Source organism: Roseovarius sp. (assembly GCF_040219995.1).
Lineage (GTDB): Bacteria > Pseudomonadota > Alphaproteobacteria > Rhodobacterales > Rhodobacteraceae > Roseovarius.
In genome coordinates, this window is sequence record NZ_JAVJUC010000036.1 from 1 (window position 1) to 26,140 (window position 26,140).

At 64.3% G+C, this 26,140-nt stretch carries 29 protein-coding genes; 8 read left to right on the forward strand and 21 right to left on the reverse strand.

All coding sequences use genetic code 11. From position 1 onward, the window contains the following. Positions 1-499: 499 nt before the first annotated feature. The 4 genes from msrQ to RID11_RS15425 form a co-directional block, all read right to left on the reverse strand. Positions 500-1,108 (reverse strand): protein-methionine-sulfoxide reductase heme-binding subunit MsrQ, encoded by a 609-nt coding sequence (msrQ, locus tag RID11_RS15410; RefSeq protein ID WP_350140761.1) that lies wholly within the window; start codon positions 1,106-1,108, stop codon positions 500-502. Then, a complete protein-coding gene (locus tag RID11_RS15415; RefSeq protein WP_350140763.1) occupies positions 1,105-1,326 on the reverse strand; it encodes a GDCCVxC domain-containing (seleno)protein in 222 nt (73 codons plus the stop codon). Before RID11_RS15415 ends, msrQ begins: the two co-directional genes overlap by 4 nt. A 187-nt stretch (positions 1,327-1,513) precedes the next feature. Then, the gene (gene msrP, locus RID11_RS15420; RefSeq protein WP_350140765.1) at positions 1,514-2,419 is read right to left on the reverse strand and encodes a protein-methionine-sulfoxide reductase catalytic subunit MsrP; all 906 of its coding nucleotides are present in this window, start codon (positions 2,417-2,419) and stop codon (positions 1,514-1,516) included. A 76-nt stretch (positions 2,420-2,495) separates the two neighbouring features. Then, positions 2,496-3,989 carry an FMN-binding glutamate synthase family protein gene (locus tag RID11_RS15425; RefSeq protein ID WP_350140767.1) on the reverse strand — a complete coding sequence of 498 codons (1,494 nt, stop codon included), beginning with the start codon at positions 3,987-3,989 and terminating at the stop codon, positions 2,496-2,498. 384 nt (positions 3,990-4,373) lie between these two features. Between RID11_RS15425 and RID11_RS15430 the strand changes: the two genes are divergently transcribed. Further along, on the forward strand, positions 4,374-4,853 hold the full coding sequence (locus tag RID11_RS15430; protein ID WP_050663973.1) for a fasciclin domain-containing protein: 480 nt from the start codon (positions 4,374-4,376) through the stop codon (positions 4,851-4,853). A gap of 13 nt (positions 4,854-4,866) precedes the next feature. Here the strand turns inward: RID11_RS15430 and RID11_RS15435 are convergent, their stop codons facing one another. From RID11_RS15435 to RID11_RS15460, 6 genes are all read right to left on the reverse strand, one after another. Continuing rightward, complete coding sequence (locus RID11_RS15435) at positions 4,867-5,874, reverse strand: hypothetical protein (protein ID WP_350140769.1); 1,008 nt, start codon at positions 5,872-5,874, stop codon at positions 4,867-4,869. 30 nt (positions 5,875-5,904) lie between these two features. Next, a complete protein-coding gene (locus RID11_RS15440; protein WP_350140771.1) occupies positions 5,905-7,089 on the reverse strand; it encodes an amino acid aminotransferase in 1,185 nt (394 codons plus the stop codon). Then, positions 7,089-7,946, reverse strand: coding sequence for a 3-mercaptopyruvate sulfurtransferase (gene sseA / locus RID11_RS15445; RefSeq protein WP_350140773.1), 858 nt, complete (start codon positions 7,944-7,946; stop codon positions 7,089-7,091). The genes RID11_RS15440 and sseA overlap by 1 nt, the downstream gene beginning before the upstream one ends. A gap of 91 nt (positions 7,947-8,037) precedes the next feature. Next, positions 8,038-8,319: a hypothetical protein gene (locus tag RID11_RS15450; protein WP_350140775.1), complete on the reverse strand. Its 282-nt coding sequence runs from the start codon at positions 8,317-8,319 to the stop codon at positions 8,038-8,040. 43 nt (positions 8,320-8,362) lie between these two features. Next, the gene (smpB, locus tag RID11_RS15455; protein WP_050663977.1) at positions 8,363-8,839 is read right to left on the reverse strand and encodes an SsrA-binding protein SmpB; all 477 of its coding nucleotides are present in this window, start codon (positions 8,837-8,839) and stop codon (positions 8,363-8,365) included. 48 nt (positions 8,840-8,887) lie between these two features. Next, positions 8,888-9,787 (reverse strand): serine/threonine dehydratase, encoded by a 900-nt coding sequence (locus RID11_RS15460; RefSeq protein ID WP_350140777.1) that lies wholly within the window; start codon positions 9,785-9,787, stop codon positions 8,888-8,890. An 80-nt stretch (positions 9,788-9,867) separates the two neighbouring features. Between RID11_RS15460 and RID11_RS15465 the strand changes: the two genes are divergently transcribed. After that, positions 9,868-10,683, forward strand: coding sequence for an LOG family protein (locus RID11_RS15465; protein WP_350140779.1), 816 nt, complete (start codon positions 9,868-9,870; stop codon positions 10,681-10,683). Between the two features lie 21 nt (positions 10,684-10,704). Here RID11_RS15465 and RID11_RS15470 read toward each other — a convergent pair whose 3' ends face one another. Further along, positions 10,705-11,739 (reverse strand): succinylglutamate desuccinylase/aspartoacylase family protein, encoded by a 1,035-nt coding sequence (locus RID11_RS15470; RefSeq protein WP_350140781.1) that lies wholly within the window; start codon positions 11,737-11,739, stop codon positions 10,705-10,707. 103 nt (positions 11,740-11,842) lie between these two features. On the opposite strand from RID11_RS15470, the gene RID11_RS15475 reads away from it, so the two are divergent. Both RID11_RS15475 and RID11_RS15480 read left to right on the forward strand, forming a co-directional pair. Further along, positions 11,843-12,523 (forward strand): class I SAM-dependent methyltransferase, encoded by a 681-nt coding sequence (locus RID11_RS15475; protein WP_350140783.1) that lies wholly within the window; start codon positions 11,843-11,845, stop codon positions 12,521-12,523. Further along, positions 12,520-13,122 (forward strand): methyltransferase domain-containing protein, encoded by a 603-nt coding sequence (locus tag RID11_RS15480; protein WP_350140785.1) that lies wholly within the window; start codon positions 12,520-12,522, stop codon positions 13,120-13,122. The genes RID11_RS15475 and RID11_RS15480 overlap by 4 nt, the downstream gene beginning before the upstream one ends. On the opposite strand, the gene RID11_RS15485 is transcribed toward RID11_RS15480, so the two are convergent. After that, positions 13,106-13,843 (reverse strand): glutamine amidotransferase, encoded by a 738-nt coding sequence (locus RID11_RS15485; RefSeq protein WP_350140787.1) that lies wholly within the window; start codon positions 13,841-13,843, stop codon positions 13,106-13,108. The two genes, RID11_RS15480 and RID11_RS15485, sit on opposite strands and share 17 nt — an antisense overlap. 151 nt (positions 13,844-13,994) lie before the next feature. Here RID11_RS15485 and RID11_RS15490 point away from each other — a divergent pair, with 151 nt between their 5' ends. Both RID11_RS15490 and lpxK read left to right on the forward strand, forming a co-directional pair. After that, positions 13,995-15,215: a 3-deoxy-D-manno-octulosonic acid transferase gene (locus RID11_RS15490; protein WP_350140789.1), complete on the forward strand. Its 1,221-nt coding sequence runs from the start codon at positions 13,995-13,997 to the stop codon at positions 15,213-15,215. Continuing rightward, complete coding sequence (gene lpxK, locus RID11_RS15495; RefSeq protein WP_350140791.1) at positions 15,212-16,222, forward strand: tetraacyldisaccharide 4'-kinase; 1,011 nt, start codon at positions 15,212-15,214, stop codon at positions 16,220-16,222. Before RID11_RS15490 ends, lpxK begins: the two co-directional genes overlap by 4 nt. A gap of 9 nt (positions 16,223-16,231) precedes the next feature. Here lpxK and RID11_RS15500 read toward each other — a convergent pair whose 3' ends face one another. Further along, on the reverse strand, positions 16,232-16,834 hold the full coding sequence (locus tag RID11_RS15500) for a DsbA family protein (protein ID WP_350140793.1): 603 nt from the start codon (positions 16,832-16,834) through the stop codon (positions 16,232-16,234). Between the two features lie 26 nt (positions 16,835-16,860). Then, positions 16,861-17,370, reverse strand: a complete 510-nt coding sequence (locus RID11_RS15505; RefSeq protein WP_350140795.1) for a DUF721 domain-containing protein — start codon at positions 17,368-17,370, stop codon at positions 16,861-16,863. A gap of 81 nt (positions 17,371-17,451) precedes the next feature. Here RID11_RS15505 and mutY point away from each other — a divergent pair, with 81 nt between their 5' ends. After that, positions 17,452-18,513, forward strand: coding sequence for an A/G-specific adenine glycosylase (mutY, locus tag RID11_RS15510; RefSeq protein WP_350140797.1), 1,062 nt, complete (start codon positions 17,452-17,454; stop codon positions 18,511-18,513). 33 nt (positions 18,514-18,546) lie between these two features. Then, positions 18,547-19,686, forward strand: coding sequence for an alkane 1-monooxygenase (locus tag RID11_RS15515; RefSeq protein ID WP_350140799.1), 1,140 nt, complete (start codon positions 18,547-18,549; stop codon positions 19,684-19,686). A gap of 109 nt (positions 19,687-19,795) precedes the next feature. Here the strand turns inward: RID11_RS15515 and RID11_RS15520 are convergent, their stop codons facing one another. The 7 genes from RID11_RS15520 to RID11_RS15550 form a co-directional block, all read right to left on the reverse strand. Then, positions 19,796-20,464, reverse strand: a complete 669-nt coding sequence (locus RID11_RS15520) for a cupin domain-containing protein (RefSeq protein ID WP_350140801.1) — start codon at positions 20,462-20,464, stop codon at positions 19,796-19,798. 44 nt (positions 20,465-20,508) lie between these two features. Then, on the reverse strand, positions 20,509-21,549 hold the full coding sequence (locus tag RID11_RS15525; protein ID WP_350140803.1) for a fatty acid desaturase: 1,041 nt from the start codon (positions 21,547-21,549) through the stop codon (positions 20,509-20,511). Positions 21,550-21,734: 185 nt separating this feature from the next. After that, on the reverse strand, positions 21,735-22,586 hold the full coding sequence (locus RID11_RS15530; RefSeq protein WP_350140805.1) for a cytochrome c1: 852 nt from the start codon (positions 22,584-22,586) through the stop codon (positions 21,735-21,737). Positions 22,587-22,596: 10 nt separating this feature from the next. Next, complete coding sequence (gene petB / locus RID11_RS15535; protein ID WP_350140807.1) at positions 22,597-23,919, reverse strand: cytochrome b; 1,323 nt, start codon at positions 23,917-23,919, stop codon at positions 22,597-22,599. 12 nt (positions 23,920-23,931) lie between these two features. Further along, positions 23,932-24,492 (reverse strand): ubiquinol-cytochrome c reductase iron-sulfur subunit, encoded by a 561-nt coding sequence (gene petA / locus RID11_RS15540; protein ID WP_350140809.1) that lies wholly within the window; start codon positions 24,490-24,492, stop codon positions 23,932-23,934. Positions 24,493-24,671: 179 nt separating this feature from the next. Then, positions 24,672-25,280, reverse strand: coding sequence for a glutathione S-transferase (locus tag RID11_RS15545; RefSeq protein WP_350140811.1), 609 nt, complete (start codon positions 25,278-25,280; stop codon positions 24,672-24,674). Between the two features lie 121 nt (positions 25,281-25,401). Beyond that, positions 25,402-26,140: zinc-binding dehydrogenase (locus tag RID11_RS15550; RefSeq protein WP_350140813.1), on the reverse strand; the 739-nt coding region annotated here is incomplete at its 5' end.

Genomic DNA, 26,140 nt, shown 5'->3' on the forward strand with positions numbered 1-26,140 from the left:
CATCGAGATTGCTCTCTAGTAGCGTTGATATACAGACGTTGATCCATCGACATGAACCAAACCGCCCACATATCTCTTCAGATACCAATTTTTCAAAGAGCGTCGAAGCAAAACCAACCGGAAGCGCCAAACTACCTAGCGCAACCCGCCAATCATACCTCAGATATTTCTACCGCGTCCCCTCCCAAGGCATCCGCCCCAGTCCGTTCCGCGTCCCAGCAACACCTCAGCGCCGCCGGTGAAGGGGCTTTTACGGTTACCCCCAAAGAGTCGCAACCCCCTTTTTTGCCTTTCGTCATGTTTTTTTCACAGAAGCGGATTTTAACCTGAATTTAAGAGGTTAAGGGAAATTAGCGTCGATTTCAGAGTGGCGGGCGCAACTTTATTTCGGGGCGGATTTCACCGCCATTTCTACATATGGGGTTATCCACAGAGTTACCCCCAAGAGAGCGCGATTTGCCCCGGAGGCTTGGCAGGATTTCTGATCATCCCACCCGACTCACGCGCGCTGCACCCGCCGCCTTGCGCGCAGGCGCAGCGCCAGCAGCCCCAGAATCGCCGTCAGATAGATCAGTGGCTCGATCTGAAAGCCTTTGCTCAGCCAGATGAAATGCACCGACCCCAGCACCGCCACCCCATAGGTCAGCTTGTGCAACTGCCGCCACCGTGGCCCAAGGCGGCGCAGCGACCGGTCATTCGAGGTCAGAGCCAGGGGAATCATCAACAGGAACGCGGTGAACCCCACCGTCACATAGGGGCGCTTGACGATATCGGCCCAGATCTGCGCCGGGATCTGCACGTCGAGCACCAGCCAGACCAGCAGATGCAGCCCCACATAGGTAAAGGCCAGCAGACCGATCGCCCGGCGAAACCGGATCAGGTTGATGCCAAGAAACCGGCGCAGCGGCGTGATGCAGAGCCCCAGCACCAGAAGCTGCAACGCAACCTCGCCCAACTCCCGCTCCAGCGCCTTGATCGGCTCTGCGCCAAGCCCCCCTGTCAGCCCGAGCCAGAACGTCCAGACCGCAGGCACCAGCAGGATCAGCCAGACCGACCAGACCGGCACATGCCGCGCCAGGGCATTGATCCGTTCAACTGCACCCGTCATCCGCAGCAAGCATCCCCCGTCTGGATCGGCGGGCAGGGCACATCGCCATAAGAGCAAAACACACAGCAATCTCCGCCCAAGGGCCGCAAGACGGTATGGCAGCCCTTGCATTCGTAAAAGAACTGGCAGGCCTCTGTCGGCATGGTTTCTTCGCTGACATGTCCACAATCGGGGCATGTCAGGGTCGAGATCAATGCGACTGATTCTTTCTCAGCCATAGGCCCGCTCCCATTAGCATCAAGGATATCCCGAGGGCCGGGATCAACACGCTGTCACGGTAAAGCAAACTGACCAGCGACCCCAAGCCCAGCGCACCAAGCAGGAATGGCAAAAGCCCGGTCACGCAGCAGAGCCCGACGAAACCGGCACCAATGCCACCGCCCCAGCTGAGCACCCGCGCCAACATCAAAACTTGGCCTTGAGGTCCATGCCCTCGTAGAGCCCCGCCACCTCTTCGCCGTAGCCGTTGAACATCTGCGTCGGAATGCGCGGAGAGAACAGCCCGCCGCCGATGCGCCGCTCGGTGGCCTGTGACCAGCGCGGGTGATCGACCTCGGGGTTCACGTTGGAATAGAACCCGTATTCGCGGGCATTGGCCTTGTTCCAGCTGGTCGGCGGCTCCGCGTCGATGAGGGTGATCCGCACCACCGACTTGATCGACTTGAAGCCGTATTTCCACGGCACGATGAGGCGCAGCGGCGCGCCGTTCTGGTTGGGGATGTCGCGGCCATAGATGCCCGTGGCCATGATCGTCAGCGGGTGCATCGCCTCATCCAGCCGCAGCCCCTCGACATAGGGCCAGTCGAGCACGGGATAGCGCACACCGGGCATCTCATCAGGGCGCAGCACGGTCTCGAAACCCACGTATTTCGCGCCCGATTGCACACCGGCAAGGTTCAGCAGGTCCGCCAGTTCAAAGCCGTTCCACGGCACCACCATCGACCACGCCTCGACACAGCGGAACCGGTAGAGCCGTTCCTCGACCGTCATCTTCGCCATGATCTCGTCAAAGGCATAGTCGCCGGGCTTGTCCACCATCCCGTCGATGCGCACGCTCCACGGCTCGATGGTCAGCGCATCGGCATAGCGGGCCGGGTCGCCCTTGTCGGTGCCGAATTCGTAGTAATTGTTGTAGCTGGTGATATCCTCCCAGCTATTCGGCTCCAGCGCGTCCTCCTGCGCCTGCGCGCGCCCGGCCCCGCCAATGAGGCCCAGGCCCGCCGCCCCCGCGATCATCTGACGTCGGTTGAGATAGATGTTCTCGGGCGTCACATCGCGGTCGCGTAGCGTATTTGTCCAGCGGTTGGCCATATCGTCCTCCTGATCTGTCCTGCATAATATAGAGACAGACACGCGTCATGCCAGCCGAGGGTTTCAGATCACCCGATCACAATGCCGCGTCCGGGTTGTAACTCGGCCGGATCTTGTTGAACGGAATCGAGGTGCCATCGGCCTGAACCAGCCGCACATGCCGCCGCCGCATCTGGCGCGGTTCGGCCACGCCGACGGAATGGGCAATGGTCTCGACCTCCTTGATCACCGATTGCGCGTAATTGGCGACCTTGAGATATTTGTCCTCGACGACCAGCCCGCGTTGCAGGTGCTTGTCATGCGTGGTGATCCCGGTGGGGCAGGTGTTGCGATTGCATTTCAGCGCCTGGATACAGCCCAATGAGAACATGAAGCCCCGCGCCGAGGTCACGAAATCCGCCCCCGCACAGAGCGCCCAGGCCACGTCACCGGGATTGATCAGCTTGCCGCTCGCGATCATCCGGATGCGATCCTTTAGGCCATAGCGGTCGCGCAGATCCACCATGCGCGGCAATGCCTCGCGGATCGGCATGCCGACCAGGTCCATCAGCGGCATGGGCGCGGCCCCGGTGCCACCCTCGCCGCCGTCGATGGTGATGAAATCAGGCGCGCAGTCAGAGCCGCGCGCGACGATCAACTCGAACATCGCCTCCCACGCCTCCGACGATCCGACCACGGTCTTGAAGCCGACAGGCCGCCCCGTCACCTCGCGGATATGCACGATCATGTCCAAGAGCTCACCGAAATCGTTGATCTCGGCGTGGCGGTTGGGCGAAATGCTGTCCTTGCCGATCTCGATGCCGCGAATCTCGGCGATCTCGGAATTGACCTTCTCGCCCGGCAGGATGCCGCCCTTGCCGGGCTTGGCCCCCTGCGCCAGCTTCAACTCGAACATCTTGATGCAGGGGTTGTCCGACACTTCGCGCAACCTGTCATCGCTCAGTCTACCCTGCGCATCGCGCACGCCATATTTGGCCGTACCGATCTGATAGACCAGATCACAGCCGCCCTTGAAGTGAAACGGGCTCACCCCGCCCTCGCCGGTATTGAGCCAGATGCCCGCCTTCGCCGCGCCACGGCTCAGCGCCTCGACCGCCGGGCGCGAAATCGCGCCATAGCTCATCCCCGAGACGTTGAAGATCGACTTGGCCTTGTAGGGAATCGCCGCCGTCGGCCCGATCTCCATCGGTGCCGTCACTGCGAACTGATCATCAAGCGGCGGAAAGGCGGCAGGCACGAAGATCGGCGTGCCCGGCACCCCGAGATTGCGGGTCGAGCCGAACGCGATCGTGTTGCCCTTGCCCTTGGTGGCGTGGCTCACCCAATCCCGCTGCGCGCGGTTGAACGGCATCTCCTCGCGGTCCATCGCAAAGAAATACTGTCGGAAAAATTCGCCCAGCTTGGTGAACAGCCCGCGAAACCGCCCGATCACCGGATAGTTGCGCCGGATCGCGTCGCCGGGCTGCGTCTTGTCGAGGATGTAGAACAGCACCGCGACCAGAACGACCGCCCCCAGAAGCAACACGAACAACAGCGCCAGAACCTCAAGGATCTGCGTCACATACCCCATTTTGAAATCTCCAATGATCCAATACCCCGCGCGCGCGGTCTCACCTTGCAAACTGCGCCTTTCGCAGGGGTCAGGCAAGCCGTGAAATCACCCGGAACAGGCCTGTGACAGGGCGTTATCACGCGTCTCAGGCGATTGGCCCGGGCGCGGCGCAACGGCAGGACAGCCCGTTTGAAACACCCCCAAAACGCAGGCGATTTTCCGCAATATCACAAAAACGTGATTGGATGTTACATAAAGGCAAGGCTTAGCGAGCCGCCCGATTTCGTCAAATCTTATCGGCGGAAATCCCCTGTGAACCAGTCGCACTTTCGGCGCGTAGGCCCCCGCATGATGCCGCATTGGCATCATCTGAAACTGATGCTCAACAAGGAGACTACACAGATGTTTCGCAGAACCTATCTCGCCCTGACCGCAGCGACCCTGATGGCAGGCCCCGCCTTTGCCGATGACCACTCCAAGGACATCGTCGACATCGCCGCAGGCAATGACAGCTTCTCCACTCTCGTCGCCGCCGTGCAGGCCGCAGACCTTGTCGAGACGCTCAAGGGCGAAGGCCCGTTCACCGTCTTCGCACCCACCAACGAGGCCTTCGCGGCGCTGCCCGAAGGCACCGTCGAGGACCTGCTCAAGCCCGAGAACAAGGACAAGCTGACTTCGATCCTCACCTACCACGTGGTGCCGGGCAAAGTCATGTCGGGCGACCTCAGCGACGGCATGACCGCCGCCACCGTTGAGGGCGGCGAGGTCACCATCGGCACCGAGGGCGGTGTCACCGTCGATGGCGCCAACGTGGTGCAGGCCGATATCGAGGCCAGCAACGGTGTCATTCACGTGATCGACGGGGTGATCATGCCCAAGTAAGCGTGCGGTGCACTCACACCGGGGGGCGGCTCACAGGGGCCGCCCCTTTTGTTTTCGGCAGACCCACCGCATCGCGGACCATCAGCCGCGACAGGATCACGTCCAACTCGCGCGCGACCTGCGCGGGCGCAGACAGATCGCGCAAATGGCGCATTCGGTCGCGCGCGATGTTCCAGTCGGCCGTGCCGTAAATGCCCTGCGCCCGCGCGAACGCCTCGGCAATCGTGGCGGGCGCATGATCCTCGACCAGAAACGGATAATCCCGGCCCAGATAGACCTCCGCATCATCGGTATCGCGCGTCACCATCACATTGGCCCCGAAGGCGGCGGCGGTGAACCCCTTGGTAAAGGGTTTCGCAAGGTCGCGCGCCAGCGTCTGCGCATGGTCCGGCGGGCGGATCGCGTAATGCAGGTTGAACCCGCACAACCGGTCGAACCCGGCCTCGATCCCGCCCTCGCCACCCGCGTCGATCCGCGTGACATGCGCCGCGATGACATCGGGAATGTAGACGTTGCGCGGATGGCCCAGATAGGCGGCCCGCATGTGACCCGGATCATCCACCTGCCGCCCGACAAGGCGCGGATCATAGTGATGCGTCAGATGCGCGACGCCTGCGCGCCCGTCCCCCGCACCCCGGCGCGCCAGAACCCGGTTCAATATCGCCTCGCCCTTGCGCGAGGCCGCGATATGCAGATCGGCGTGGGGCGAAAAACAATCCCGCGCCCGCGCATCCACATAATCGATGGCAAGGCCCCGCGTCCGGCCGCGCAGCATCTCCATCCCCGCCTCGCCCAGGATCGCCCCCGTGCCCTTGAGCAGGATCACGATCCGCCCCGCCAGGCTCTCGGCAAAGGTATGCGCCCCGGCCTCTGTCTCAAGGTCGGGCAGCGCCCGCACCGTAAAGGCATAGCGCTCGCCCAGATACCGCCGCCCGATATCGGCCAGTTGATCGCAGCGCATGATCTTGGAGCCGGCGCGCCACAGACGCCTGCGACAGATGAAGACGACCTCTTGCGTCACATGCCTGCCCGCCCCGCTCTGCCCGGTGCCCTAGACGCCGACGTCGATCATCGCCCGGGCGAGGATCGGCACGGTATCGGCATTGAGACCGGCAATGTTGATCCGGCTGTCACCGATCATGTAGATCGCATGATCCTCGCGCAGCCGCTCGACCTGCTCGGGCGTCGCCCCCAGCCGCGAGAACATGCCGCGATGCTGCGCGATGAACCCGAACCGGTCAGAGCCCGAGAGCCGCTGCAACTCGCCCGCCAACTGCTCGCGCAGTTTCAGCATGCCCAGCCGCACATCTTCCAGTTCCGCCTGCCAGTCGGCGCGCAGATCGGCATCGGTCAGTACCATGCTGACAAGGCGTGCGCCGTGATCGGGCGGAAAGGAATAGTTCTGCCGGTTGAGATAGGCGAGATTGCCCTGCGTGATCTTGCCAAGCGTGGCATCCTGCGCCACCGCCATCAGGATACCGGTGCGCTCGCGGTAGATGCCGAAATTCTTGGAACAGCTTGCCGCGATCAGCATCTCGGGACAGTTCGCCGCCACGAACCGCACCGCCGCCGCGTCCTCCTCCAGCCCGTCGCCAAAGCCCTGATAGGCGATGTCGATCATCGGCAGCGCGCCCTTGGCGTTCAAAAGCTCGACCACCGCCGCCCATTCGGTCATGTTGAGGTTGGCGCCGGTCGGGTTGTGGCAGCAGCCATGCAGCAGCACCACATCACCCGCGCGCACGCCCTCCAGATCGGTCAGCATCCCGGCGAAATCGACGGCGCAGGTGGCGCTGTCGAAGTAGCGATAATTCACCACCTCCATATCCAGATGCGCAAGAATGCTCAGGTGGTTGGGCCAGGTCGGGTCCGACACGAACACCCGCGCGCCGGGGTTCACCATCCGGACCAGCTCGAACGCCTGCCGCACGGCCCCGGTGCCGCCGGGCGTGGCGATTGTCGACACCTGATCCCGCGCCACCGCATCGCCCAGAACCAGCCCCACCATCGCATCGGTGAACGCCGGATCACCCGCCAGCGCGGTATAGGCCTTGGTGGTCTCGATCTCCCAAAGCTGCTTTTCGGCGGCCTTGACCGCGCGCATGATCGGGGTCACGCCTTCGGGTGTCTTGTAGACACCGACGCCAAGGTCGATCTTGGTCTCGCGCGGATCGTCGCGATAGGCTTGGCCCAATGCGATGATCTTGTCTGCCGGTTTTTCCTTGAGTTGCTCGAACATTATGCCTCTCCAGTGGCGACAGGCAGCGTCGGAAACGCGCCCCATTCGGTCCATGACCCGTCATAGAGCGCGTGATCGGTCTTGCCGATCCGCTCCAGCGCCAGATTGATCACCGCCGCGGTCACGCCAGAGCCGCAGGAGGTGATGACCGGCTTGGCCATATCGACCCCGGCTGCTGCAAGGATTGCGCGCAGCTCATCTGGGTCCTTCATCGTCATGTCCTCGTTCAGAAGCGAGGTATAGGGCACGTTTCTTGACCCCGGAATATGCCCGGCGCGCAGCCCCTCGCGCGGTTCCGGCGCCTCGCCGCGATAGCGCGCGGCAGCGCGGGCATCGAGGATTTCATAATCGCCCAGCTTGGCGGCGGCTGAGACCTGCGTGACGTCCTTCACCATGTGGTTCTGACGCCGCACCGTCATGTGCCGGTCGCGGATCACCGGCGGCATGTCCTCGATGGCGCGCCCCTCGGCCTGCCATTTCGGAAATCCGCCATCCAGAACGGCGATATTCTCCTGCCCCATCAACCGGAACAGCCACCAGACCCTTGCTGCGGAAAACAGCCCCTTGGCGTCATAGACCACCACCTGATGCCCGTCGCCCACGCCCATGGCGCGCAGCTTCGACATGAATTTCTCGACCGGCGGGGCCATGTGCGGCAGGTCCGAGCGCGCATCGCTGATCTCGTCGATATCGAAAAACCGTGCGCCGGGGACATGCCCGGCCTCGTATTCGGCGCGCCCGTCGCGCCCCTCGGCGGCCATGAACATGGTGCCGTCCAGAATGCGCAGGTCGGGGTCCTTCATATGGGCCGCCAGCCAATCAGTGGAAACAAGGGTTTTCGGATCATCAGTGGCCATATGCGCCCCCCGGGTTCAGACCCTGTCTGACTACAGTCTGACGGCGCAGAGGGCAAGACCGGCCACCGTCGCACCCGGCCCGGCGCAACACTTACCTGAACAGCATTTTGCGGATCATCCCGAGGGCCAGCATCACCGCGCCCCCGCCCAAGGCTCCCGCGACGATCACAACCGTGAGAACACCCGTATCACCGCCCCCGGCCAGCCCCGCCAGATCGCCCGCCCCGGCCATCGCCATCAGCTGCGCGGCACTCCCGCCGCCCAGAACACCGGCCAGCGAATTGCCAATGGTGCCAAGGCTCATGGGCTTGAGCAGACCGCCCGCGATATTGCCGCCCACGGCCCCGGCGATCAGGCTCAGGATCAGTTCCATTTCAGGCTCCTCCGATGACCCCGCGACCGGGGCGCGTCCCCGCTCACAGCCCCTCTTTCAGCAATCTCTGCTTCTGCCGGTTCCAGTCGCGCTTGGCATCAGTCGCCCGCTTGTCGTGGTTCTTCTTGCCCTTGGCGATCCCGATCTTCAGCTTGGCGATGCCGCGATGATTGAAATACAGCACCAGCGGCACCAGCGTCATGCCCTTGCGCTGCGTCTCGCTCCAGAGCTTGGAAAGCTCCTTTTTAGACGCCAGCAACTTGCGCCGCCGCTTTTCGTCATGGCCGAAGGTCTTGGCCTGCTCGTAGGGCGCGATATAGGAATTCACCAGCCACAACTCGCCATTCTCCACCATCGCATAGCTCTCGGCGATATTGGCACTGTTGACGCGCAGCGATTTCACCTCCGAGCCTTCCAGAATGATCCCGCATTCCAGATCGTCCTCGATGGCATAATCATAGCGTGCCCGCCGGTTCTCGGCGATCACCTTGTAGTTCGGATTTTCCTTTGCCTTGGCCATCCGGTCCTCCTATCGCCGCACGCATCCACTGTCCAGCGGACCCATCGGTCAGGCCAGCGGATCAGGGGCGATGTTGCCACCACAGACCAGCACCGCGACCCGCTCGCCCGGCTCGGGGACATAGGCACCGCACAAGAGCGCGGCAAGGGCGGTGGCCCCCGCAGGCTCCACCAACTGCCGCATCTCGCGCCACAACAGCGCCTGCGCATCGGTGATCGCGGAATCGGGCACCAACACGCTACGGATACCCTGCGCCTGCGCCAGACCATGGCAGATATCCCCGATCCGCCGCGCGCCCAGCGCATTGGCCGCCACCCCCGACACCTCCACATCGACCGGCCCACCGGCGGCCAGCGCGGCATGAAGCGCGCAAGAGGTCTCCGGCTCCACCGCCACAACCTTGCGCCGCCCCTCCAGCCAGCCCAGCGCCCCGGCAATCAGCCCGCCACCGCCCACGGCGATCAGCACCGTATCGGCCGATAACCCCTGATCCTCCCATTCCGCCATTACCGTGCCCTGACCGGCAACCGTCGCCTCGGCGTCATAGGGATGCACCTGCATGGCCCCGGTGGCGGCCTGCCATTCGGCGGCGCGCTCGGCGGCCTCGGCATAGGCACCGGGCACCACCGTCAGATCCGCGCCCTGCGCCCGGATGAGCGCGATCTTCGCCGGGCCCGCGATCTCGGGCACGTAGATGCGCGCCCGGTGCCCCAGCGCCGCCGCCGCATGGGCCACCGCTGCGCCGTGATTGCCGCCCGACGCGGCAACGATCCCCGCCTCCGGCACCTCGGCCTGCAACAGCGTGTTGAACGCCCCGCGTGCCTTGAAACTTCCGGTATGCTGCATCTGCTCCAGCTTGAGCGCAACCTCTCGGCCCGCGACCGGCGTGCGCCGCACATGCCCCGCGATCCGCGTCCCCGCCTGAGAAATCAACGCCTGCCATGCCATCGCTCACACCTCTTTGCCTTTTCTTGCCCGAGCAAAGCCTATACGCCTGATATAAAAGACCCAAGCAAGGATCGCATGCGATGAAAGACGACCGCCTGAGCCAGTTCCGCGATGCCCATTCGGACCGGTCCACCGCCGAGCAGGTGCCAGATACCGCCCAGACCCGCGCCCCCGCCTATCGTCTTGCCTTTGCCGACGACGATTTCCTCTGCCGGGATGAGCTGCGCCCCGTGCGCCTGCAACTCGAACTCCTGAAACCCGAAATGATCCTGAACGAGCGCGGCATTCAAAGCACCGTCGTCCTCTTCGGCGGCGCACGCATTCCGGAACCCGCCCACAAGGACACCGCCCGCACCAAGACGCTCGCCGATCTCTCGCGCTACTATGACGAGGCGCGCAAATTCTCGCGCCTGATGACCGAAAAATCCATGAGCACCTATGGCCGCGAATTCGTGATCGCCACCGGCGGCGGGCCGGGGGTGATGGAGGCCGGCAATCGCGGCGCGGCGGATGCGGGCGGGGCCTCGATCGGCCTCAACATCGTGTTACCGCATGAACAGGCCCCCAATGAGTATGTCACCCCCGGCCTGTGCTTCAACTTCCACTATTTCGCGATCCGCAAGATGCATTTCCTGATGCGCGCCCGCGCCATCTGCGTCTTTCCCGGCGGGTTCGGGACCCTCGACGAGACCTTCGAGGCGCTCACCCTTATTCAGACCGACCGCATGACCAAGGTGCCGTTCCTGCTCTTCGGCGAGGCATTCTGGCGCAAGATCATCAACTGGGACGCCCTGTCAGAGGCCGGCACGATCAGCGCCGAGGATCTCGACCTCTTCCGCTTTGTCGAAACCGCCGACGAGGCGATGGAGATCATCGAGAACTGGCCCGAGGCCTGACGCGCCGCCCACCCGCGCGCCTCAGATGATCTCGTCCTCATCATAGAGCGGCACGGCGTCGATATGGGCGCTGATGCCTTCGGCGGCGGCCTCGGCGCGGGGGGTTTCGGCGACGTGAAACAATGCATCCCCCTCATAGACCACCGGCATGTTGGTGCGCCCGATGATGATGCCGCTCTCTTCGGCCACGACCTCATTCTCGATATCGCCAAAGGCATTGGCGACCGCCCCCAGCACGGTGCCCGGCTGCACCGCGTCACCAACCGCGAGATAGCCGCGAAACAGCCCGCCGCGCGGCGCCCGATACCAGGTCGAACTGCGCGCGCGGATCGGCTGACCCTTGGCGCGCGGCACGCCCTTGGCGCCGACCATCCTCAGATGCCGCATGACCCGCAGAATGCCCGACACGCCCGCCCGCGCGGCAAACTCGTCAAACCGCAACCCCTCGCCACCCTCGTAAAGCAGCACGTCGACACCCGCCTCCTCTGCCGCCATCCGCAGCGAGCCCTCGCGCAGCTTCGACTCCATCATCACCGGCGCGCCGAACGCGCGCCCCAATTCCTCCAGCCGGTCATTGCCGGGCGTCAGGCGAAGCTGCGGCAGGTTGGTGCGGTGAATGGCCGCCGAATGCAGGTCGATGCCCACATCCGCGCGCATCACCACCTCATGCATGAAGATATGCGCCAGTTGCGACGCCATCGACCCCTCGCTCAGCCCCGGAAACACCCGGTTCAGATCGCGCCGGTCCGGCAGATAGCGCGAATGATTGAGAAACCCGAACGTGTTGACGATCGGCACCGCCAGCAGCGTGCCCGCCATCGAATTGAGAGGCGCGGCACGCAACAAACGTCGCACGATCTCGACGCCGATCACCTCGTCCCCGTGAATCGCCGCCGAGACGAACATCACCGGGCCCGCGCGTTTACCATGCACCACCTCGACCGACAGGTGGACCGGCGTGTGATTGGACAGCGTGCTGACCGGAATATCGACGCGGGCGCGGGTGCCCGGCGCCACGGTGGCACTGCCGATCTCGAAGGGTTTACGCTTTGCCATGCCATCCTCTCGTCCGTCTTGCTGGTGCAGGCTTAGGCAATCCGCGCAGTGCTGTCCATGCCACGCCCCGCTTGATCCCCGACCCCGCGCCCGGCTATGGCAGATGGAACCCGAGCGAAAGCGCCGCATGCCCTCTGCCCCGCCCCTCGTCTGCCCTGTCTGTCGCGCGCCTGATCCCGCGCCATTCGGCATGTTCGACGGCTTGGGATACTGGCGCTGCGATGAATGTCAGGCGCGCGGGTTGAATCCCGCGCATCACCCCGATGCCGCAACCGAGCACGCGGAATATGACAAACACCAGAACGACATCCACGATCCCGGCTACCGCGCGTTTCTCGACCGGCTCGCCGCCCCGCTCAGGGCCCGGCTGACCCCCACCGCACAGGGCCTCGATTACGGCTGCGGCCCCGGCCCGGCACTGGCGCATATGCTGCGTGAGGCCGGGCATGACATGGCGGTTTATGATCCGTTTTATGCGCCCGACGCGGGCGTGCTCAACGCGCAGTATGATTTCATCACCTGCACCGAAGTGGCCGAGCATTTCCACACCCCAGCCGAGGAATTCGACCGATTAGGCGCGATGCTCCGCCCCGGCGGCTGGCTCGCACTGATGACCACCTTCCAGACCGAGGACGCGCGCTTTGCCACTTGGCACTACCGCATGGACCCGACCCATGTGGTCTTCTACCGCGCCGCGACGCTTGCGCATATCGCCGCCCTGCGCGGCTGGACATGCGAGATCCCGCGCAAGGACGTGGCGCTGATGCAGGTGCCGCGACCATGACCAGCGCGCTGCACGAGGCACGGCTGGCGGCGGTGGTCGCGGCAGTCGCAGAGACGGGCGCGCGCACGGTGCTCGATCTCGGCTGCGGCTCGGGCGATCTGATCCTGCGGCTGGCCCCCTTGGCTACGATCACCCGGATCACCGGGCTCGACCTCGACCTGCCAGCCCTGCGCGCCTTGCAGGCACGGCTGGACGACCTGCCCGACGCCGCACGGGGCAAGGTGCAGATCGCCCATGCCTCGATGACCGCCCGGCATGCCGCCCTGCGCGGCTATGAGTGCGCCTGCCTCGTGGAAACCATCGAGCATCTGCCGCTCGCGGATCTCAACCGGCTGGAGCGGGCGCTCTTCGGCGACATGCGCCCCCGCCACGTCATCGTGACCACCCCCAATGCCGAGTATAACCCGGTTCTGGGCGTGCCTACGCACCGCTTCCGCCACCCCGGCCATCATTTCGAGTGGACGCGCGACCGGTTCGGCCAATGGGCCGACGGCGTGGCCGCGCGCAACGGCTATGACGTCACGCGCCGCGATGTCGGCGGTGTGCATCCCACCCTTGGCGGCGCAAGCCAGATGGCGCTTTTCAGGCGTAGCGCGTGATGAAATTGCGCAGGATACGCTCGGGCGCATGCACCTCCGCCGCGCGGCACATGGCGATCAGCTCATCGGCGGTCTCGGGCGGGAAATAACCCTTGTGACGATAGATGCGGATGCGCGTCTCGAACCCTGCGGCATCGGCCTCGGGGTGGAACTGCGTCGCGTAGACATTCGCGCCATGCCGCACCATCTGATAGGGGCAGGTCGGCGAGGCGACCAGATGCACGCAGCCCTCCGGCAGATCCTGCAACGCCTCCTTGTGACCCACGAAAGCGGCAAAGCGACCCGGGATACCCTCCAGCAGCGGATCGTCAGCGGCCCCGGGCGCGACGGTGCAATCGGCGGTGCCCACCGGCTCGCCATATGCGCGCTTGGCGACATCGCCACCCAGATGCTTGCCGAGGATGCCGATCCCGTAGCAACACCCCAGAAACGGAATATCCTCACCGGTGATGCGCGGCATCAGCGACAGCACGGCGGCCTCGATCCGGGCCTCCTGCGGGGTCTTGTCCTCGGGCGCGTCGCTGACACAGCCGGGGCCGCCGCCGACGATCACCCCGGCATAATCCGCCAGCCGCAGGTCAGACGGCAAATCCTGCTGATCCAGCCGGATACGATGGGTCTGCGCGGCCTCCAGCCCGCCCTTGCGCAGGATCGCGGCATACTCGTCATCCGCCGCCTCGGTTTCGGGGCGCAGTTGCAGGATGAGAAAGGGCTTGGTCACGGGGCGTCTCCTCGGGCTGTTCACTGGTTGCCCCGCAACGCACGCGCCGTCAAGCCGCCACCTTGACGCCGACGCCACCCGGGATAGGCTGCGCGCACGTCGAAAAGGACCACACCATGCCCGGGACATCGCACACACGGCCGCATACGGCATGACCCGCTCGCTCAGCCTTGCGGCCTATCTCGCCTATGCACGGCGCGCCGGGCCATCCCCCACCCCCCCCGAAACACCCCGGCCCGACGGCGCGGTGATCTGGGCGCACGCGGTGGATGCGGCCCGCGCCGACACGCTCATTCATCTGGCCAAACGGCTGACCCAGACCCGGCCCGGGCTGCACATGGTGCTGACCGCCACCGTGCCCGAACCGCGCCGCAGACGCGTCGGCGGCACAGTGATCTGGCAAACCCTGCCCGAGGATAACGTGCCCGCCGCAGAGGTGTTTCTGGATCACTGGCAGCCCGATATCTGCCTCTGGACCGGGGGGGACCTGAAACCTGCACTGATGGTCTGCGCCGCGCGCAAGGACATTCCGCTCTATCTGGTGGATGCCGACGAGACCCTGCTGGAGCGTCCGGTCTGGCGCTGGTTTCCCGATCTGCCACGCGCCGTGCTGGGCAGTTTCACCGAGATCCTCGCGCGCAGCGAAGCGGCGGCGCGGCAGGTGCGCCGCCTTGGCGCACCCGAACGGATCGTGAGCGTGACCGGACCATTTCAGGAAGGCGCGCTGACCCTGCCGTTCAATCCCTCGGACCGCGAGGAGATGGCCGTGATGCTGCTTGGCCGACCGGTCTGGCTGGCAGCGATGGTGCAGGTGGACGAGCTTGACACGATACTGGCCGCACATCGCGAGGCTAGCCGCGTCGCACATCGCTGCCTGTTGGTGATCGTGCCCGATGACCCGGCCGACAGCCTCAACATACGGCAGCGTCTGGATAGCGAGGGCTGGCGCTATGTCACCTGGTCCGAGGGCGAAATGCCGAGTGAGGCCACGCAGATCGTGCTGGCCGACACGCGCGGCGAGATGGGGCTGTGGTACAGGCTCGCGCCGATCACCTTCATGGGCTCCTCGCTGGTCTCGGGCGAATACGGCCGCGATCCGAACGAGCCTGCGGCGCATGGCTCGGCCATTCTTTACGGGCCCAACGTGGCCCGCTACCTGCACCGCTATTCCCGCTATGCCGAAGCGGGTGCCGCACGCATCGTGCGCGACACCGACACGCTGTCGGGCGCCGTGCAACGGCTGATGCCACCCGACCAATCCGCCGCCATGGCGCATGCGGCGTGGGACGTAGCCTCCAAGGGGGCGGCGGTAACCGACCGGATCGTGGACATGCTGCTCGACCGTCTCGACCGGCAGGACGCCGCAAGATGAAGGCACCCGGCTTCTGGTTCACGCCTCCCGACCGCCCCGATCCGCGCGCGCGGCTGCTGGCCCCTCTGGGCTGGCTCTATGGCCGGATCACCGCGCGCCGCGCGAACCGCGCGCCCGACTGGCGCGCACCCGTGCCGGTGATCTGCGTCGGCAACCTCAACGCGGGCAGCACCGGCAAAACCCCGACCGTGCAGGCGCTGGTCACGCTGTTACAGGACCGCGGGCGCAAGCCGGTGATCCTGTCGGACGGTCACGGCAAGCGACTGAGCGGACCGGTGGCGGTGGACCCCGCATACCATACGGCAGCGGATGTTGGCGATGAGGCGCTGCTTGCCGCCGCCTTCGCCCCGACATGGACCGCCCGTGACCGCGCGGCGGGGGCGCAGGCGATCATGGCGCAGGCGCTGGCCAGCGGCGCAGAGATCGACTGCATCGTGATGGATGACGGTCACCAGAACCCGCAGCTTTCCAAGGACCTGTCCCTAATCGTGGTGGATGCGGTCAAGGGCTTCGGCAACGGCCGCTGCCTGCCGGCGGGGCCTTTGCGAGAGCCTGTTCCATCAGGCCTGAAGCGGGCTGACCTGCTGCTGTCCATCGGACCACAGGCGGCGCAGGAGACCTTTCAGGCGGCATGGGGCAACCTGCTCAACCTGCCAAACATACGTGCACGTATGGAACCATTACAGACCGGCATGGACTGGCGCGGCGCGCGGCTTCTGGCCTTCGCCGGGATCGGCCATCCCGAGAAATTCTTCGCCACGCTGCAAGGCCTCGGGGCCGATCTGGTGCGCGGCGAGGCGCTGGAGGATCACCAGCCTCTGACCACCGCGCTGATGGCCCGCCTGACGCGCGAGGCACAGCTGCGCGGCGCGCAGTTGGTCACCACCGAAAAGGACGCGGTGCGCCTGCCGCCCGAATTTCGACGTCAGGTCCTCAGCCTTCCGGTGCGGCTGAATATCCAGGATCACGCCCCGCTCGACGCGGCACTCCGCCGCGTCGGGCTGTGACAGGCGGCCTTACTCGGCGAGTTTCTCGTCGATGATGCCCTTGAGCTCGTCATAGGCCATGTTGGAATATTTCTGCTCGTTGATGATCAGCGTGGGCGTCGAATTCACCTCATGCGCCTCGGCGTTTTCCTGATACCACGCGACCAGCGCCTTGGCCTTGGCCTCGTCATTCAGGCAGGCATCGAGCGCATCCGGCTCGATCCCCGCGACCTTGCCGATACGGCGCAGGTTCTCGGCGATCTCGGCGGGCTGTCCAGTGGTCCATTCGCGCTGCTGCTCATAGAGCATGTCAGAGATGCCAAAGAATTTCTCTTCCCCACCGCAGCGCGCCACCATCGAGGCCCACAGACCGAACCGGTCGAAATACACATCACGGTAGATGAAATGCACCTTGTCGGTGTCGATATAATCCGCCTTCAACTCCTTGAGCGGACCGGTGTGGAAACTGGCGCAATGCGGGCAGGTGAAGGACGCATATTCGATGATCGTCACCTTGGCGTCTTCGGGGCCCATCGTCATTTCGGTGATCTGCGAGGTATCGGCGTCCTGCGCCTGAACGGGGCCTGCAAGCATGGCAAGGGCCAACGCCCCGGTTGCGATCAGTTGTTTCATCATCTCACCTTTGTCTGTTCGAAAGTTCAGCGTTGCGATCTGGCTAATACGTTGCGCGCCAGCGATTCCAGCGCCGTGCGCAACCCGTCATCACTCACCGGCGCGGCCAGTTCACTGGCGGCACGGGCGGTTTCCGGGGCGGGGGCCACAGCGGCCTTGGTCTTTGGGCGGTGATTGAAATCGACCTGCCCGTCGGCAAACCCGGTGGAGGCCGTCTGGGTGATGCGGATGCGCGAGATCGCATTGTAGCCGTAGACGGCATTGACCCGCTCGCGCAGCTTTTCCTTCTGCATCTCCAGCATCGGGGCCTGCGCTCCGGTGGTTAGCACGGTCAGCGTCGCGCCCATCCCCTGCCGGGCATAAGAGACCTCGACCGGCCGGGCGATGGCAGCGATATCCTCGCCCGCAATCTCGGCCCAATGGGTCAGCAGGCGCGACTGCGCGAACCCGCGCGTTTCCGAGGCACGGCGAATGCTGGGCTGGAGCAGCGCCGAGGTGCGCTTGAACCCGTATGTCGTCTGCTTTCGGCTGGCCATGCTTGGCACCCTCCTCATTGGCGCTAATCTATGCCATGTGAGCCGGGATGCCAGACCTGATTGAGAGATGGGTAATAAACTATGCGTTATGCCGCCGATCCGCATGACTTGCTGCGCTGGTATGACGCCCATGCTCGCGACCTGCCGTGGCGTGTCTCACCCGCCGACCGCGCGGCAGGCGTGCACCCCGATCCCTATCGTATCTGGCTGAGCGAGGTGATGCTGCAACAGACCACCGTCGCCGCCGTAAAGGCGTATTTCGAGCGGTTCACCACGCTCTGGCCCACCGTGACCGATCTGGCGGCGGCCCCGGATGCGCAGGTGATGGGCGAATGGGCCGGGCTCGGATATTACGCCCGCGCCCGCAACCTGCTGAAATGCGCGCGCGTGGTGGCGGCTGAGCATGGCGGCACCTTCCCCGACACGCGCGCCGGGCTGATGGACCTGCCGGGCATCGGCCCCTATACTGCGGCGGCCATAGCCGCGATTGCCTTCGACCGCTCCGAGGTGGTGGTTGACGGCAATGTCGAGCGGGTGATGGCCCGCCTGCATGACATTCACACCCCCCTGCCCAAGGCCAAGCCGGACCTGACCGAGGCGGCGGCAGCGCTGACCCCCGAATCGCGCCCCGGCGATTACGCACAGGCGGTGATGGATCTCGGTGCCACGATCTGCACACCGAAATCGCCGGCCTGCGGCCTCTGCCCGTGGATGCAGACCTGCGCGGCGCGCCGCGCGGGCACGGCGGCGGACCTGCCCCGCAAGACCCCGAAAAAGCCCAAGCCGACCCGCTTGGGCTATGCCTATGTCGCCCGCCGCAGCGATGGCGCCTGGCTGCTCGAGGAACGCCCCGACAGCGGCCTTCTGGGCGGCATGCTGGGCTGGCCCGGCAGTGACTGGAACGACGCGCCCGCGCCCGCACCGCCGATGAACGCCGACTGGCACATGATCGACGCCGAGGCACGGCACACCTTCACCCATTTTCACCTGCGATTGAGGATTCTCGTGGCAGAGGTAGCGCCGCACAGCACGCCCGAGCGCGGCACCTTCCACCCGCAGCACAGCTTTCGCCCCGCCCATCTGCCCACCGTGATGCGCAAGGTATTCGATCTTGCGCAGAACGCGCTTGCGGATACAATCTGAACCAATCGGTCTAGCCGAACCAAGGAGTGTATCATGATCCCTGCCCCGCAGGTCGCCAGGCTCAGCCAGGCCATGCCGTTCTGGATGTCGCTGCTGCTCATTCCGGTGGCCATCCTCGGCGCGCTCCACGGCGGCTGGACGGTGATCCTGCTGCCAGTGGTGACGTGGTATTTCTTTTCCATCCTCGACGCGTTCCTCGGCCTCTACACCGACAACGCCGATCTCGACACGCGCGAGGATCAACTGACGTGGTACAAGGCGATCACGCTGATCTGGGCGCCGCTGCAATTCGGCCTGCTCTTCTGGATGATCTGGTATGTCACCGGGCCCGGCGACGCGCATCTGTCGGCGTTGGAGACCATCGTGCTGTTTTTCGGCGTCGGGGTCATCACCGGCACTGTGGGAATCAATTACAGCCACGAACTGATGCACCAAAAGGACCGGGGCGAGCGGCTTCTCGGCGATCTGCTCTTGGCGATGGTGCTCTATTCGCATTTCCGCTCGGAACATCTGCAGGTGCATCACCGCCATGTCGGCACCCCGCGCGATCCGGTGACGGCGCGCTATAACGAGGGGTTCCACCGTTTCTTTCCGCGCGTGCTCAAGGGCAGTTTCCTGTCTGCCTTCCGCGCCGAGCGCGACATGCTCGCGCGCAAGGGACGGCCCTGGCACGATCCGAAAAACCCGTTCTTTCGCTATTGGGCTTTGCAGGGGTTCATGGCCCTGCTGGCCGTTCTGGTCGGCGGCTGGACGGGCCTCGCGCTCTTTGTCTGGCAGGCCTTCATCGCCATCTGGCAGCTGGAACTGGTCAACTATATCGAGCATTACGGCCTGACCCGCAAACATCTGGGCAATGGCAAATATGAACACGTCCAGCCGCGCCACAGCTGGAACGCCGCGCACAAGGCGTCGAACTGGCTGCTGATCAACCTGCAACGCCATTCCGATCATCACTACAAGCCCGACCGCCGCTTTCCGCTGTTGCAGAATTATACCGAGGCGGACGCCCCGCAACTGCCCTATGGCTATCCGTTGATGACCATGGCGGCGATGGTGCCGCCCGTCTGGCGCCGGGTGATGAACCCCCGCGTGCGCCGCTGGCGACAGATGTATTACCCTGAGATCACCGACTGGCGGCCCTATAACCGGGCTCAGAACCCGGTGCCGCGCTAGACGGGGTGACGCCGTCACGCGTCAGGACCAAGGCAAGAAAATTTAAAACTTTCTTGTCAGGAGTTTTCTCAAAATTCCGCCGCTGGACAGCCGCCGTATTCGAGCCCCGTCAGGCCGCCGCCTGATCCAGCAAATGCCCCGTCTTCACGTAAATCAGACAGCCCTCATCGGAAAACGGCGTATGCTCGGACAGATGCGGGCTGCGCAGCCACGTCCCGGCGGGATAGTCGCCATGCTCATCCTGAAACGTCCCCTCCAGCACGAAAATCTCTTCGCCACCCCAATGGCGATGCGTGTTGAACCGCGTGCCGGGGGCCCAACGGACAAGCGCCACGTTCTCGTTCACCGCCGAATGCAGCGGCAGCACGCTCAGTCCCTCGACCTGACCGGGCCGAAACTCGGCCTCATTCGTGTCGATATGGAACTGTTCGGTATCCAAGGGGTCGAACTGATGCAGCTTCACCAGGATGGTGCAGCCCTCGCGCGTATGCGGCTTGTGCCGCGTGCCGATGGGATTGCGCACATAGGTGCCCGCCGGATAGTCCCCCGACTCGTCCGAGAACACCCCGTCAAGCACCAGATATTCCTCACCACCGCCATGGGTATGCGCGTCGAACCACGAATCAGGCGCAAACCGCACGATGGTCGTGGCACGCGCCACCTCGTCGCCAATCCGGTCGAGCATCATCCGCTCCACCCCGCCTGCCGGCGATTGAACCCAGTCGTAATCCTCGGGCCGGATCACGACCCGCTGAGAGAAATCGGCATTCAGGCGCATATGTCAGTCCTCCTGAACCGGAAATAAGCGCCAGCCCCGCAAATTCAAGCGGCGTTCATCGCCGCCCGGGCCTCGGAAAACGACAACAGCCGCCGGGCCTTTTCGTCCCAAAGATGCAGCCGCGCATTGGCAAGGCTCTCACGGATGGTCATCCGGTTGATCTGCGCGAGATGGGTGTGATCGCGCAGCACCTCGGGCAGGCGGTAAAACGGGATCCGGCTGTTGACGTGATGGACGTGGTGAATGCCGATATTGGCGCTCAGCCATTGCAGCCAGCCGGGCAGCACGTAATGCGAACTGCCCTCAAGGGCGGCATCGTGCAATTGCCAGTTTTCCTCGGCCTCCCAATGGGTGGTCTCGAACTGATGCTGCACGTAAAACAGCCAGACCCCCGCCGTCGCCGCAAGCACGGTCGAGGGCAGGAAGATCAGCAGGATCGGCATCAGCCCCCCGAACCAGGCGACAAGCGCCAACACCACCAGAAGCACGGCATTGGTCGCCATCGCGCTGAACCAATACCGCCCACGGCCCATGAAGCCGAGCGGCAGCCGGTTCTCCAGCAGGAAGATATAACCCGGCCCCAGCCCGAACAGCACCACCGGGTTGCGATAGAGCCGGTATTTCAGCCGCTGAAACGGCGTCAGGGCCGCATATTCCGCCACCGTCAGGGTATGGATATCGCCAATCCCGCGCCGCCCCAGATTGCCCGAGGAACTGTGATGGATCGAATGCGAATGCCGCCAGACGTCATAGGGCGTGAGCGTCACCACCCCAAGCGCGCGCCCCAGCCAGTCATTCAGTGTCCGGCTCTTGAAGAATGCGCCATGACCGCAATCATGCTGGATCGCGAAAAGACGCAACAGGAACGGCGCCGCGCAGAGCGCCAGCACAAGGGTCAGCGCATAGCTGACCGACAGCGCCCACCAGGCCATCCCCCACAGCGCCAGGAACGGCACAAGGGTGACAGCCAGCTCAAAGGCGGCGCGCGGCGAGCTCGGCTCGCGATACTTCGCGAGGAGCTGCGCCCACTCCCTGCCAGCCCGTGTTACGGGCTGCGGCAGGACGGGATTGGAATGATCGGGCATGTGCCTGCTTTTTTTATCTCGATGGCGAACTGAATAGAGGATTGGCGGGCGTTTGCAAACGCTGCATTGCCCCAAGCCCTGCGCTATTTGACCACGGCTCGGCTTTTGCGGCCCCTTGTCTCACGTCAAAGCCCCGCAGGGTGCACCCGCGGGGCCTTGAATTTTACTTCCGTCCCATGGACCGCTCAGCTGGTCTTCTTGCCCTTGATCGGGGCCCAGATCCGCTTGTTGGTCAGGTAAAGCAGCACCGACAGCACGGTGAGGAAGATCACACCCGACAGGCCCGCATGCTTGCGCGCCATCATCTTGGGTTCCGCCGTCCACATCAGGAACGCCGCCACATCCTCGGATTGTTGCTCAAGCGTCGCCTCGGTGCCGTCGTCATACTCGACATCGTCGCCCCAGAGCGGCTGCGCCATCGCAATCCAACTGCCGGGCACGGTCGGGTGACCATGCTCGTCCTTGCATTCGTCGGGATAGCCACCGGCGGTGAAGGCGGCGTTATAGCTGCCTTCGAAATCTTCCGGCGCGCATTCCGGCGGCTCTTCATAACCAACCATCAGCGAGTAGATGTATTCCGCCCCGCCCATGCCCTTGAAGAGCTGCGCCAGACCGGTGCCATAAGGCCCGTGGAACCCGGCCCGCTTTTTCGCCATCAGCGACAGGTCAGGGGCGTTCTCCAGTTGCGACCCGGGGAAATGATCCACCGGCTTGGCCGCCCGATAGTCGTCGATCTCCTCATCAAAGACCTCGAACTGCCCGGCATAGGCGCGCATCTGGTCGTCGGGCAGGTGCGGCCCGCCCTCATCCGCCAGCGTGCGCAGCGGCACGTATTGCAGCCCGTGGCAGGCCGCACAGATCTGCGTGTAGACCTTGAGACCGCGCTGAAGCTGGTTCTGGTCGAACTTGCCGAACGGCCCCTCGAAGGAAAAGTCGACATCCTCGATATGCGCCTCTCCCCCGGCAGCCAACGCGCCACCGGCCGAAAGGGACAGCGCCACGAGGGCCGCAATGCCTGTTTTCTTGAACATTGTCATCCGTCCTTTCTTATTCGGCAGGCGTTTCGGCCTTGCCATAATGCGCATCGAAGTCCTCTTCGATGGTGGCAGGCTGCGCCTCGGGTTTCTCGATCACGCCAAGCAGCGGCAGGATCACCAGGAAGTAGGCGAACCAATAGGCCGACCCGATCAGCGAGATGGTGGAATAAGGCGGCTCCGCGGGCATCGCCCCGGCCCACATCAGGACCACAAAGTCGATGCAGAGCAGACCGAACCACCATTTGAACATCGGCCGGTAGCGCCCGGAGCGCACCGAGGAGGTATCAAGCCACGGTGCCAGCGCCATCACCGCGATCGCGCCGAACATCGCCAGCACGCCGAAGAACTTGGCGTCGATGATCCCGCCGGTGATCCAGCTTGCGAACATCACCACCCACACGTCCGAGGTAAAGGCGCGCAGGATTGCGTAGAACGGCAAGAAGTACCATTCCGGCACGATATGCGCAGGCGTCACCAGCGCGTCGGCCTCGATATAGTTGTCGGGGTGGCCCAGGTAGTTGGGCATGAAGCCGACGATCGCGAAGAAGACGACCATGATCACGGCAAGCGCAAACAGGTCCTTGATCACGAAATAGGGCCAGAACGGAACCGTGTCCTTCTCGGCCTCGGCCTTTGACGTGCGGCGCACGTCAACACCGGTCGGGTTGTTGTTGCCCGTGGTGTGGAAGGCCCAGATATGCAGCGCCACCAGCGCCGCGATCACGAAGGGCAGCAGGTAGTGCAGCGAGAAGAAGCGGTTGAGCGTCGCGTTGTCCACCGCCGGCCCACCCAGAAGCCATGTCTGGATCGCATCGCCGATGAAGGGAATGGCACCGAAGAGACCGGTAATCACCGTGGCCCCCCAGAACGACATCTGACCCCAGGGCAGAACGTAGCCCATGAAGGCGGTGCCCATCATGGCAAGGTAGATCAGCATGCCGATGATCCACGTGACCTCGCGCGGGGCCTTGTACGACCCGTAATAGAGACCACGGAAGATGTGCAGGTAGACCGCCACAAAGAACAGCGACGCGCCGTTCATGTGCAGGTAGCGGATGAAATGCCCGCCATTCACGTTGCGCATGATATGCTCGACCGAGGCAAAGGCCATGTCGACATGCGGCGTGTAATGCATTGCGAGGATGATGCCGGTGACGATCTGCAACACAAGGCAGAAGGTCAGGACAATCCCCCAGATCCACATCCAGTTGAGGTTCTTGGGGGTGGGAATCATGATGGTGTCATAGAGCAGCCCGACGATGGGCAGACGGTTATGCAGCCATTTCTGACCGCTCGTCGTGGGCTCGTAATGATCGTGTGGAATTCCGGACATGTGCGCGTTTCCTTATCCCAGTTGGATCGTCGTATCGTCGACGAATTCGGCCACGGGAATCCAGAGGTTCTCGGGCGCGGGGCCTTTGCGGATGCGTCCCGCCGTGTCGTAGTGAGAGCCGTGGCAGGGGCAGAACCAGCCGCCGAAGTCACCGGCGCCATCCCCGATGGGCACGCAGCCCAGGTGGGTGCAGACGCCGATCATCACCAGCCATTCGCCCGCCTCGTCCAATGTGCGGTTCTGATCGGCAGCGTCCAGCGACATATTGTTGCGGTTCTGCGCATTCTGATCGGGCAGGGCCGACAGTTCGACCGCGCGCGCGGCCTCGATTTCCTTTTCCGTGCGGCGACGGATGAAGACCGGCTTGCCGAGGAACTTGACGCTGATCTGCGAGCCCGGATCGACCCCGGCCACATCGACGCGGATCGAGGACAGGGCCTGCACATCCGCCGACGGGTTCATCTGATTGACCAGCGGCCAGATGGCCGCCCCTGCGGTGACGGCACCTGCGCCTGCGGTGGCGTAGTAGAGGAAATCCCTCCGGGTGCCTTCGTGATCTTCTGCGTGGGACACGAGGTTTACTCCATTATATCAGCGCCGCTTGCGGCCTCATACGGTGTTCGGGCCACAGGATTCCCGCGACCGCTCTGCCCGGCTATTTAGCGGGGGTTTCCGCACCCGTCCAGCCTCCATTGCCCCAAGATGGGGTCAGAGCGCGCATCTGTCGCGCTTGTTTTCCCGCCAGCATGCGGTCACGCGGCCTCCGGCGCGGTCAGCGCCATGCTCTCGCGGGTGGAAAACCCGGCATACCAGGCCTCCAGCGCCGGTCGCCCCGCGCGCCAGCCCCGCGCCTCATGTCGGAAATCGAGATAGCCCAGCGCGCAACCCATGGCGATATGGCTCATGTCGAGCGGTCCCGCCAGATGGCTCATCCAGCGCGCCTCGACCGCATCGAGCGCCCGGGCGATCTTGCCCCATTGCGCCTCGACCCAAGGCGCATATTGCATCTCCTCGGGGCGAAACCGCGCCTCGTAGGTCATCAGCACGGCGGCGTCCATCATCCCCTCGGCGGTGGCCTCCAGCGTCAGCACCTCCCACAGCCGGGTTTGCGGATAAAGCCCGCCCCCCGCCATGTCATCGAGATAACGGGTGATCACCCGGCTGTCATAGAGCGTGGCCCCGCCCTCACGGACCAATGCCGGGATCTTGCCCAGCGGATTGGCCGAGGCAGCCTGAGGGTCGGTCTCCAGCGGTGTGGTGGCGAGATTCACCACCGTGACCTGATCACCCAGCCCCGTCTCAAGCAGCAGGACGCGCACCTTGCGCACGAACGGAGACAGCGGAGAGGCGATAAGTTGCATGGCTCGGATCCTGTGAATGATGGCACAGGCCAGACGCTAGGTGGCGGCAACCTGAGTGTAAAGCGGGATCGCCCTCGCGACAGGCATCAGGGGGCCGCGCGCGGCCCCCTCCGGCGTCACGTCAAAACTCCACCACGGCGCGGATCGACTCGCCCTTGTGCATCAGCTCGAACCCCTCGTTGATCTGCTCGAGGCTCAGTTTATGCGTGATCATCGGGTCGATCTCGATCTTGCCCTGCATGTACCAATCCACGATCCTCGGCACATCGGTGCGCCCGCGCGCGCCGCCGAACGCGGTGCCGCGCCACGACCGCCCGGTCACCAGCTGGAACGGCCGAGTGGAGATTTCCGCCCCCGCCGGTGCCACGCCGATGATGATGCTCTCGCCCCAGCCCTTATGCGCCGACTCGAGTGCGGCGCGCATCACGCCCACATTGCCGGTGGCATCGAACGTGTAATCCGCACCACCCCCGGTCAGCTCGACCAGATGCGCCACCAGATCGCCCTCGACCTCCTTGGGATTGACGAAATCGGTCATTCCGAAATGCGTCGCCATCTCGACCTTGCCGGGGTTGAGATCGACGCCCACGATCTGATCCGCCCCCGCCAGCCGCAGCCCCTGAATGACGTTCAATCCAATGCCGCCCAGACCGAACACGATCGCGGTCGAGCCCAGCTCCACCTTGGCGGTGTTGATCACCGCCCCGATGCCGGTGGTGACCCCGCAGCCGATATAGCAGATCTTGTCGAACGGCGCGTCCTTGCGCACCTTGGCGAGCGCGATCTCCGGCACCACGGTGTGATTGGCGAAGGTCGAGCAGCCCATGTAATGATGGATCGGCGTGCCATCCAGCATCCGG

What these genes read in the sequence shown, in the direction of transcription:
- RID11_RS15520 (WP_350140801.1), bottom strand. Translation starts at nt 20,464, where the DNA reads ATGCGCCTGAATGCCGATTTCTCTCAGCGGGTCGTGATCCGGCCCGAG.
- RID11_RS15515 (WP_350140799.1), top strand. Translation starts at nt 18,547, where the DNA reads ATGATCCCTGCCCCGCAGGTCGCCAGGCTCAGCCAGGCCATGCCGTTC.
- RID11_RS15430 (WP_050663973.1), top strand. Translation starts at nt 4,374, where the DNA reads ATGTTTCGCAGAACCTATCTCGCCCTGACCGCAGCGACCCTGATGGCA.
- RID11_RS15490 (WP_350140789.1), top strand. Translation starts at nt 13,995, where the DNA reads ATGACCCGCTCGCTCAGCCTTGCGGCCTATCTCGCCTATGCACGGCGC.
- RID11_RS15470 (WP_350140781.1), bottom strand. Translation starts at nt 11,739, where the DNA reads ATGGCAAAGCGTAAACCCTTCGAGATCGGCAGTGCCACCGTGGCGCCG.
- sseA (WP_350140773.1), bottom strand. Translation starts at nt 7,946, where the DNA reads ATGGCCACTGATGATCCGAAAACCCTTGTTTCCACTGATTGGCTGGCG.
- msrQ (WP_350140761.1), bottom strand. Translation starts at nt 1,108, where the DNA reads ATGACGGGTGCAGTTGAACGGATCAATGCCCTGGCGCGGCATGTGCCG.
- RID11_RS15450 (WP_350140775.1), bottom strand. Translation starts at nt 8,319, where the DNA reads ATGGAACTGATCCTGAGCCTGATCGCCGGGGCCGTGGGCGGCAATATC.
- RID11_RS15545 (WP_350140811.1), bottom strand. Translation starts at nt 25,280, where the DNA reads ATGCAACTTATCGCCTCTCCGCTGTCTCCGTTCGTGCGCAAGGTGCGC.
- RID11_RS15505 (WP_350140795.1), bottom strand. Translation starts at nt 17,370, where the DNA reads ATGGCCAGCCGAAAGCAGACGACATACGGGTTCAAGCGCACCTCGGCG.
- smpB (WP_050663977.1), bottom strand. Translation starts at nt 8,839, where the DNA reads ATGGCCAAGGCAAAGGAAAATCCGAACTACAAGGTGATCGCCGAGAAC.
- RID11_RS15525 (WP_350140803.1), bottom strand. Translation starts at nt 21,549, where the DNA reads ATGCCCGATCATTCCAATCCCGTCCTGCCGCAGCCCGTAACACGGGCT.
- RID11_RS15530 (WP_350140805.1), bottom strand. Translation starts at nt 22,586, where the DNA reads ATGACAATGTTCAAGAAAACAGGCATTGCGGCCCTCGTGGCGCTGTCC.
- lpxK (WP_350140791.1), top strand. Translation starts at nt 15,212, where the DNA reads ATGAAGGCACCCGGCTTCTGGTTCACGCCTCCCGACCGCCCCGATCCG.
- RID11_RS15475 (WP_350140783.1), top strand. Translation starts at nt 11,843, where the DNA reads ATGGAACCCGAGCGAAAGCGCCGCATGCCCTCTGCCCCGCCCCTCGTC.
- RID11_RS15425 (WP_350140767.1), bottom strand. Translation starts at nt 3,989, where the DNA reads ATGGGGTATGTGACGCAGATCCTTGAGGTTCTGGCGCTGTTGTTCGTG.
- RID11_RS15500 (WP_350140793.1), bottom strand. Translation starts at nt 16,834, where the DNA reads ATGAAACAACTGATCGCAACCGGGGCGTTGGCCCTTGCCATGCTTGCA.
- RID11_RS15460 (WP_350140777.1), bottom strand. Translation starts at nt 9,787, where the DNA reads ATGGCATGGCAGGCGTTGATTTCTCAGGCGGGGACGCGGATCGCGGGG.
- petB (WP_350140807.1), bottom strand. Translation starts at nt 23,919, where the DNA reads ATGTCCGGAATTCCACACGATCATTACGAGCCCACGACGAGCGGTCAG.
- RID11_RS15480 (WP_350140785.1), top strand. Translation starts at nt 12,520, where the DNA reads ATGACCAGCGCGCTGCACGAGGCACGGCTGGCGGCGGTGGTCGCGGCA.
- msrP (WP_350140765.1), bottom strand. Translation starts at nt 2,419, where the DNA reads ATGGCCAACCGCTGGACAAATACGCTACGCGACCGCGATGTGACGCCC.
- mutY (WP_350140797.1), top strand. Translation starts at nt 17,452, where the DNA reads ATGCGTTATGCCGCCGATCCGCATGACTTGCTGCGCTGGTATGACGCC.
- RID11_RS15415 (WP_350140763.1), bottom strand. Translation starts at nt 1,326, where the DNA reads ATGGCTGAGAAAGAATCAGTCGCATTGATCTCGACCCTGACATGCCCC.
- RID11_RS15465 (WP_350140779.1), top strand. Translation starts at nt 9,868, where the DNA reads ATGAAAGACGACCGCCTGAGCCAGTTCCGCGATGCCCATTCGGACCGG.
- RID11_RS15440 (WP_350140771.1), bottom strand. Translation starts at nt 7,089, where the DNA reads ATGTTCGAGCAACTCAAGGAAAAACCGGCAGACAAGATCATCGCATTG.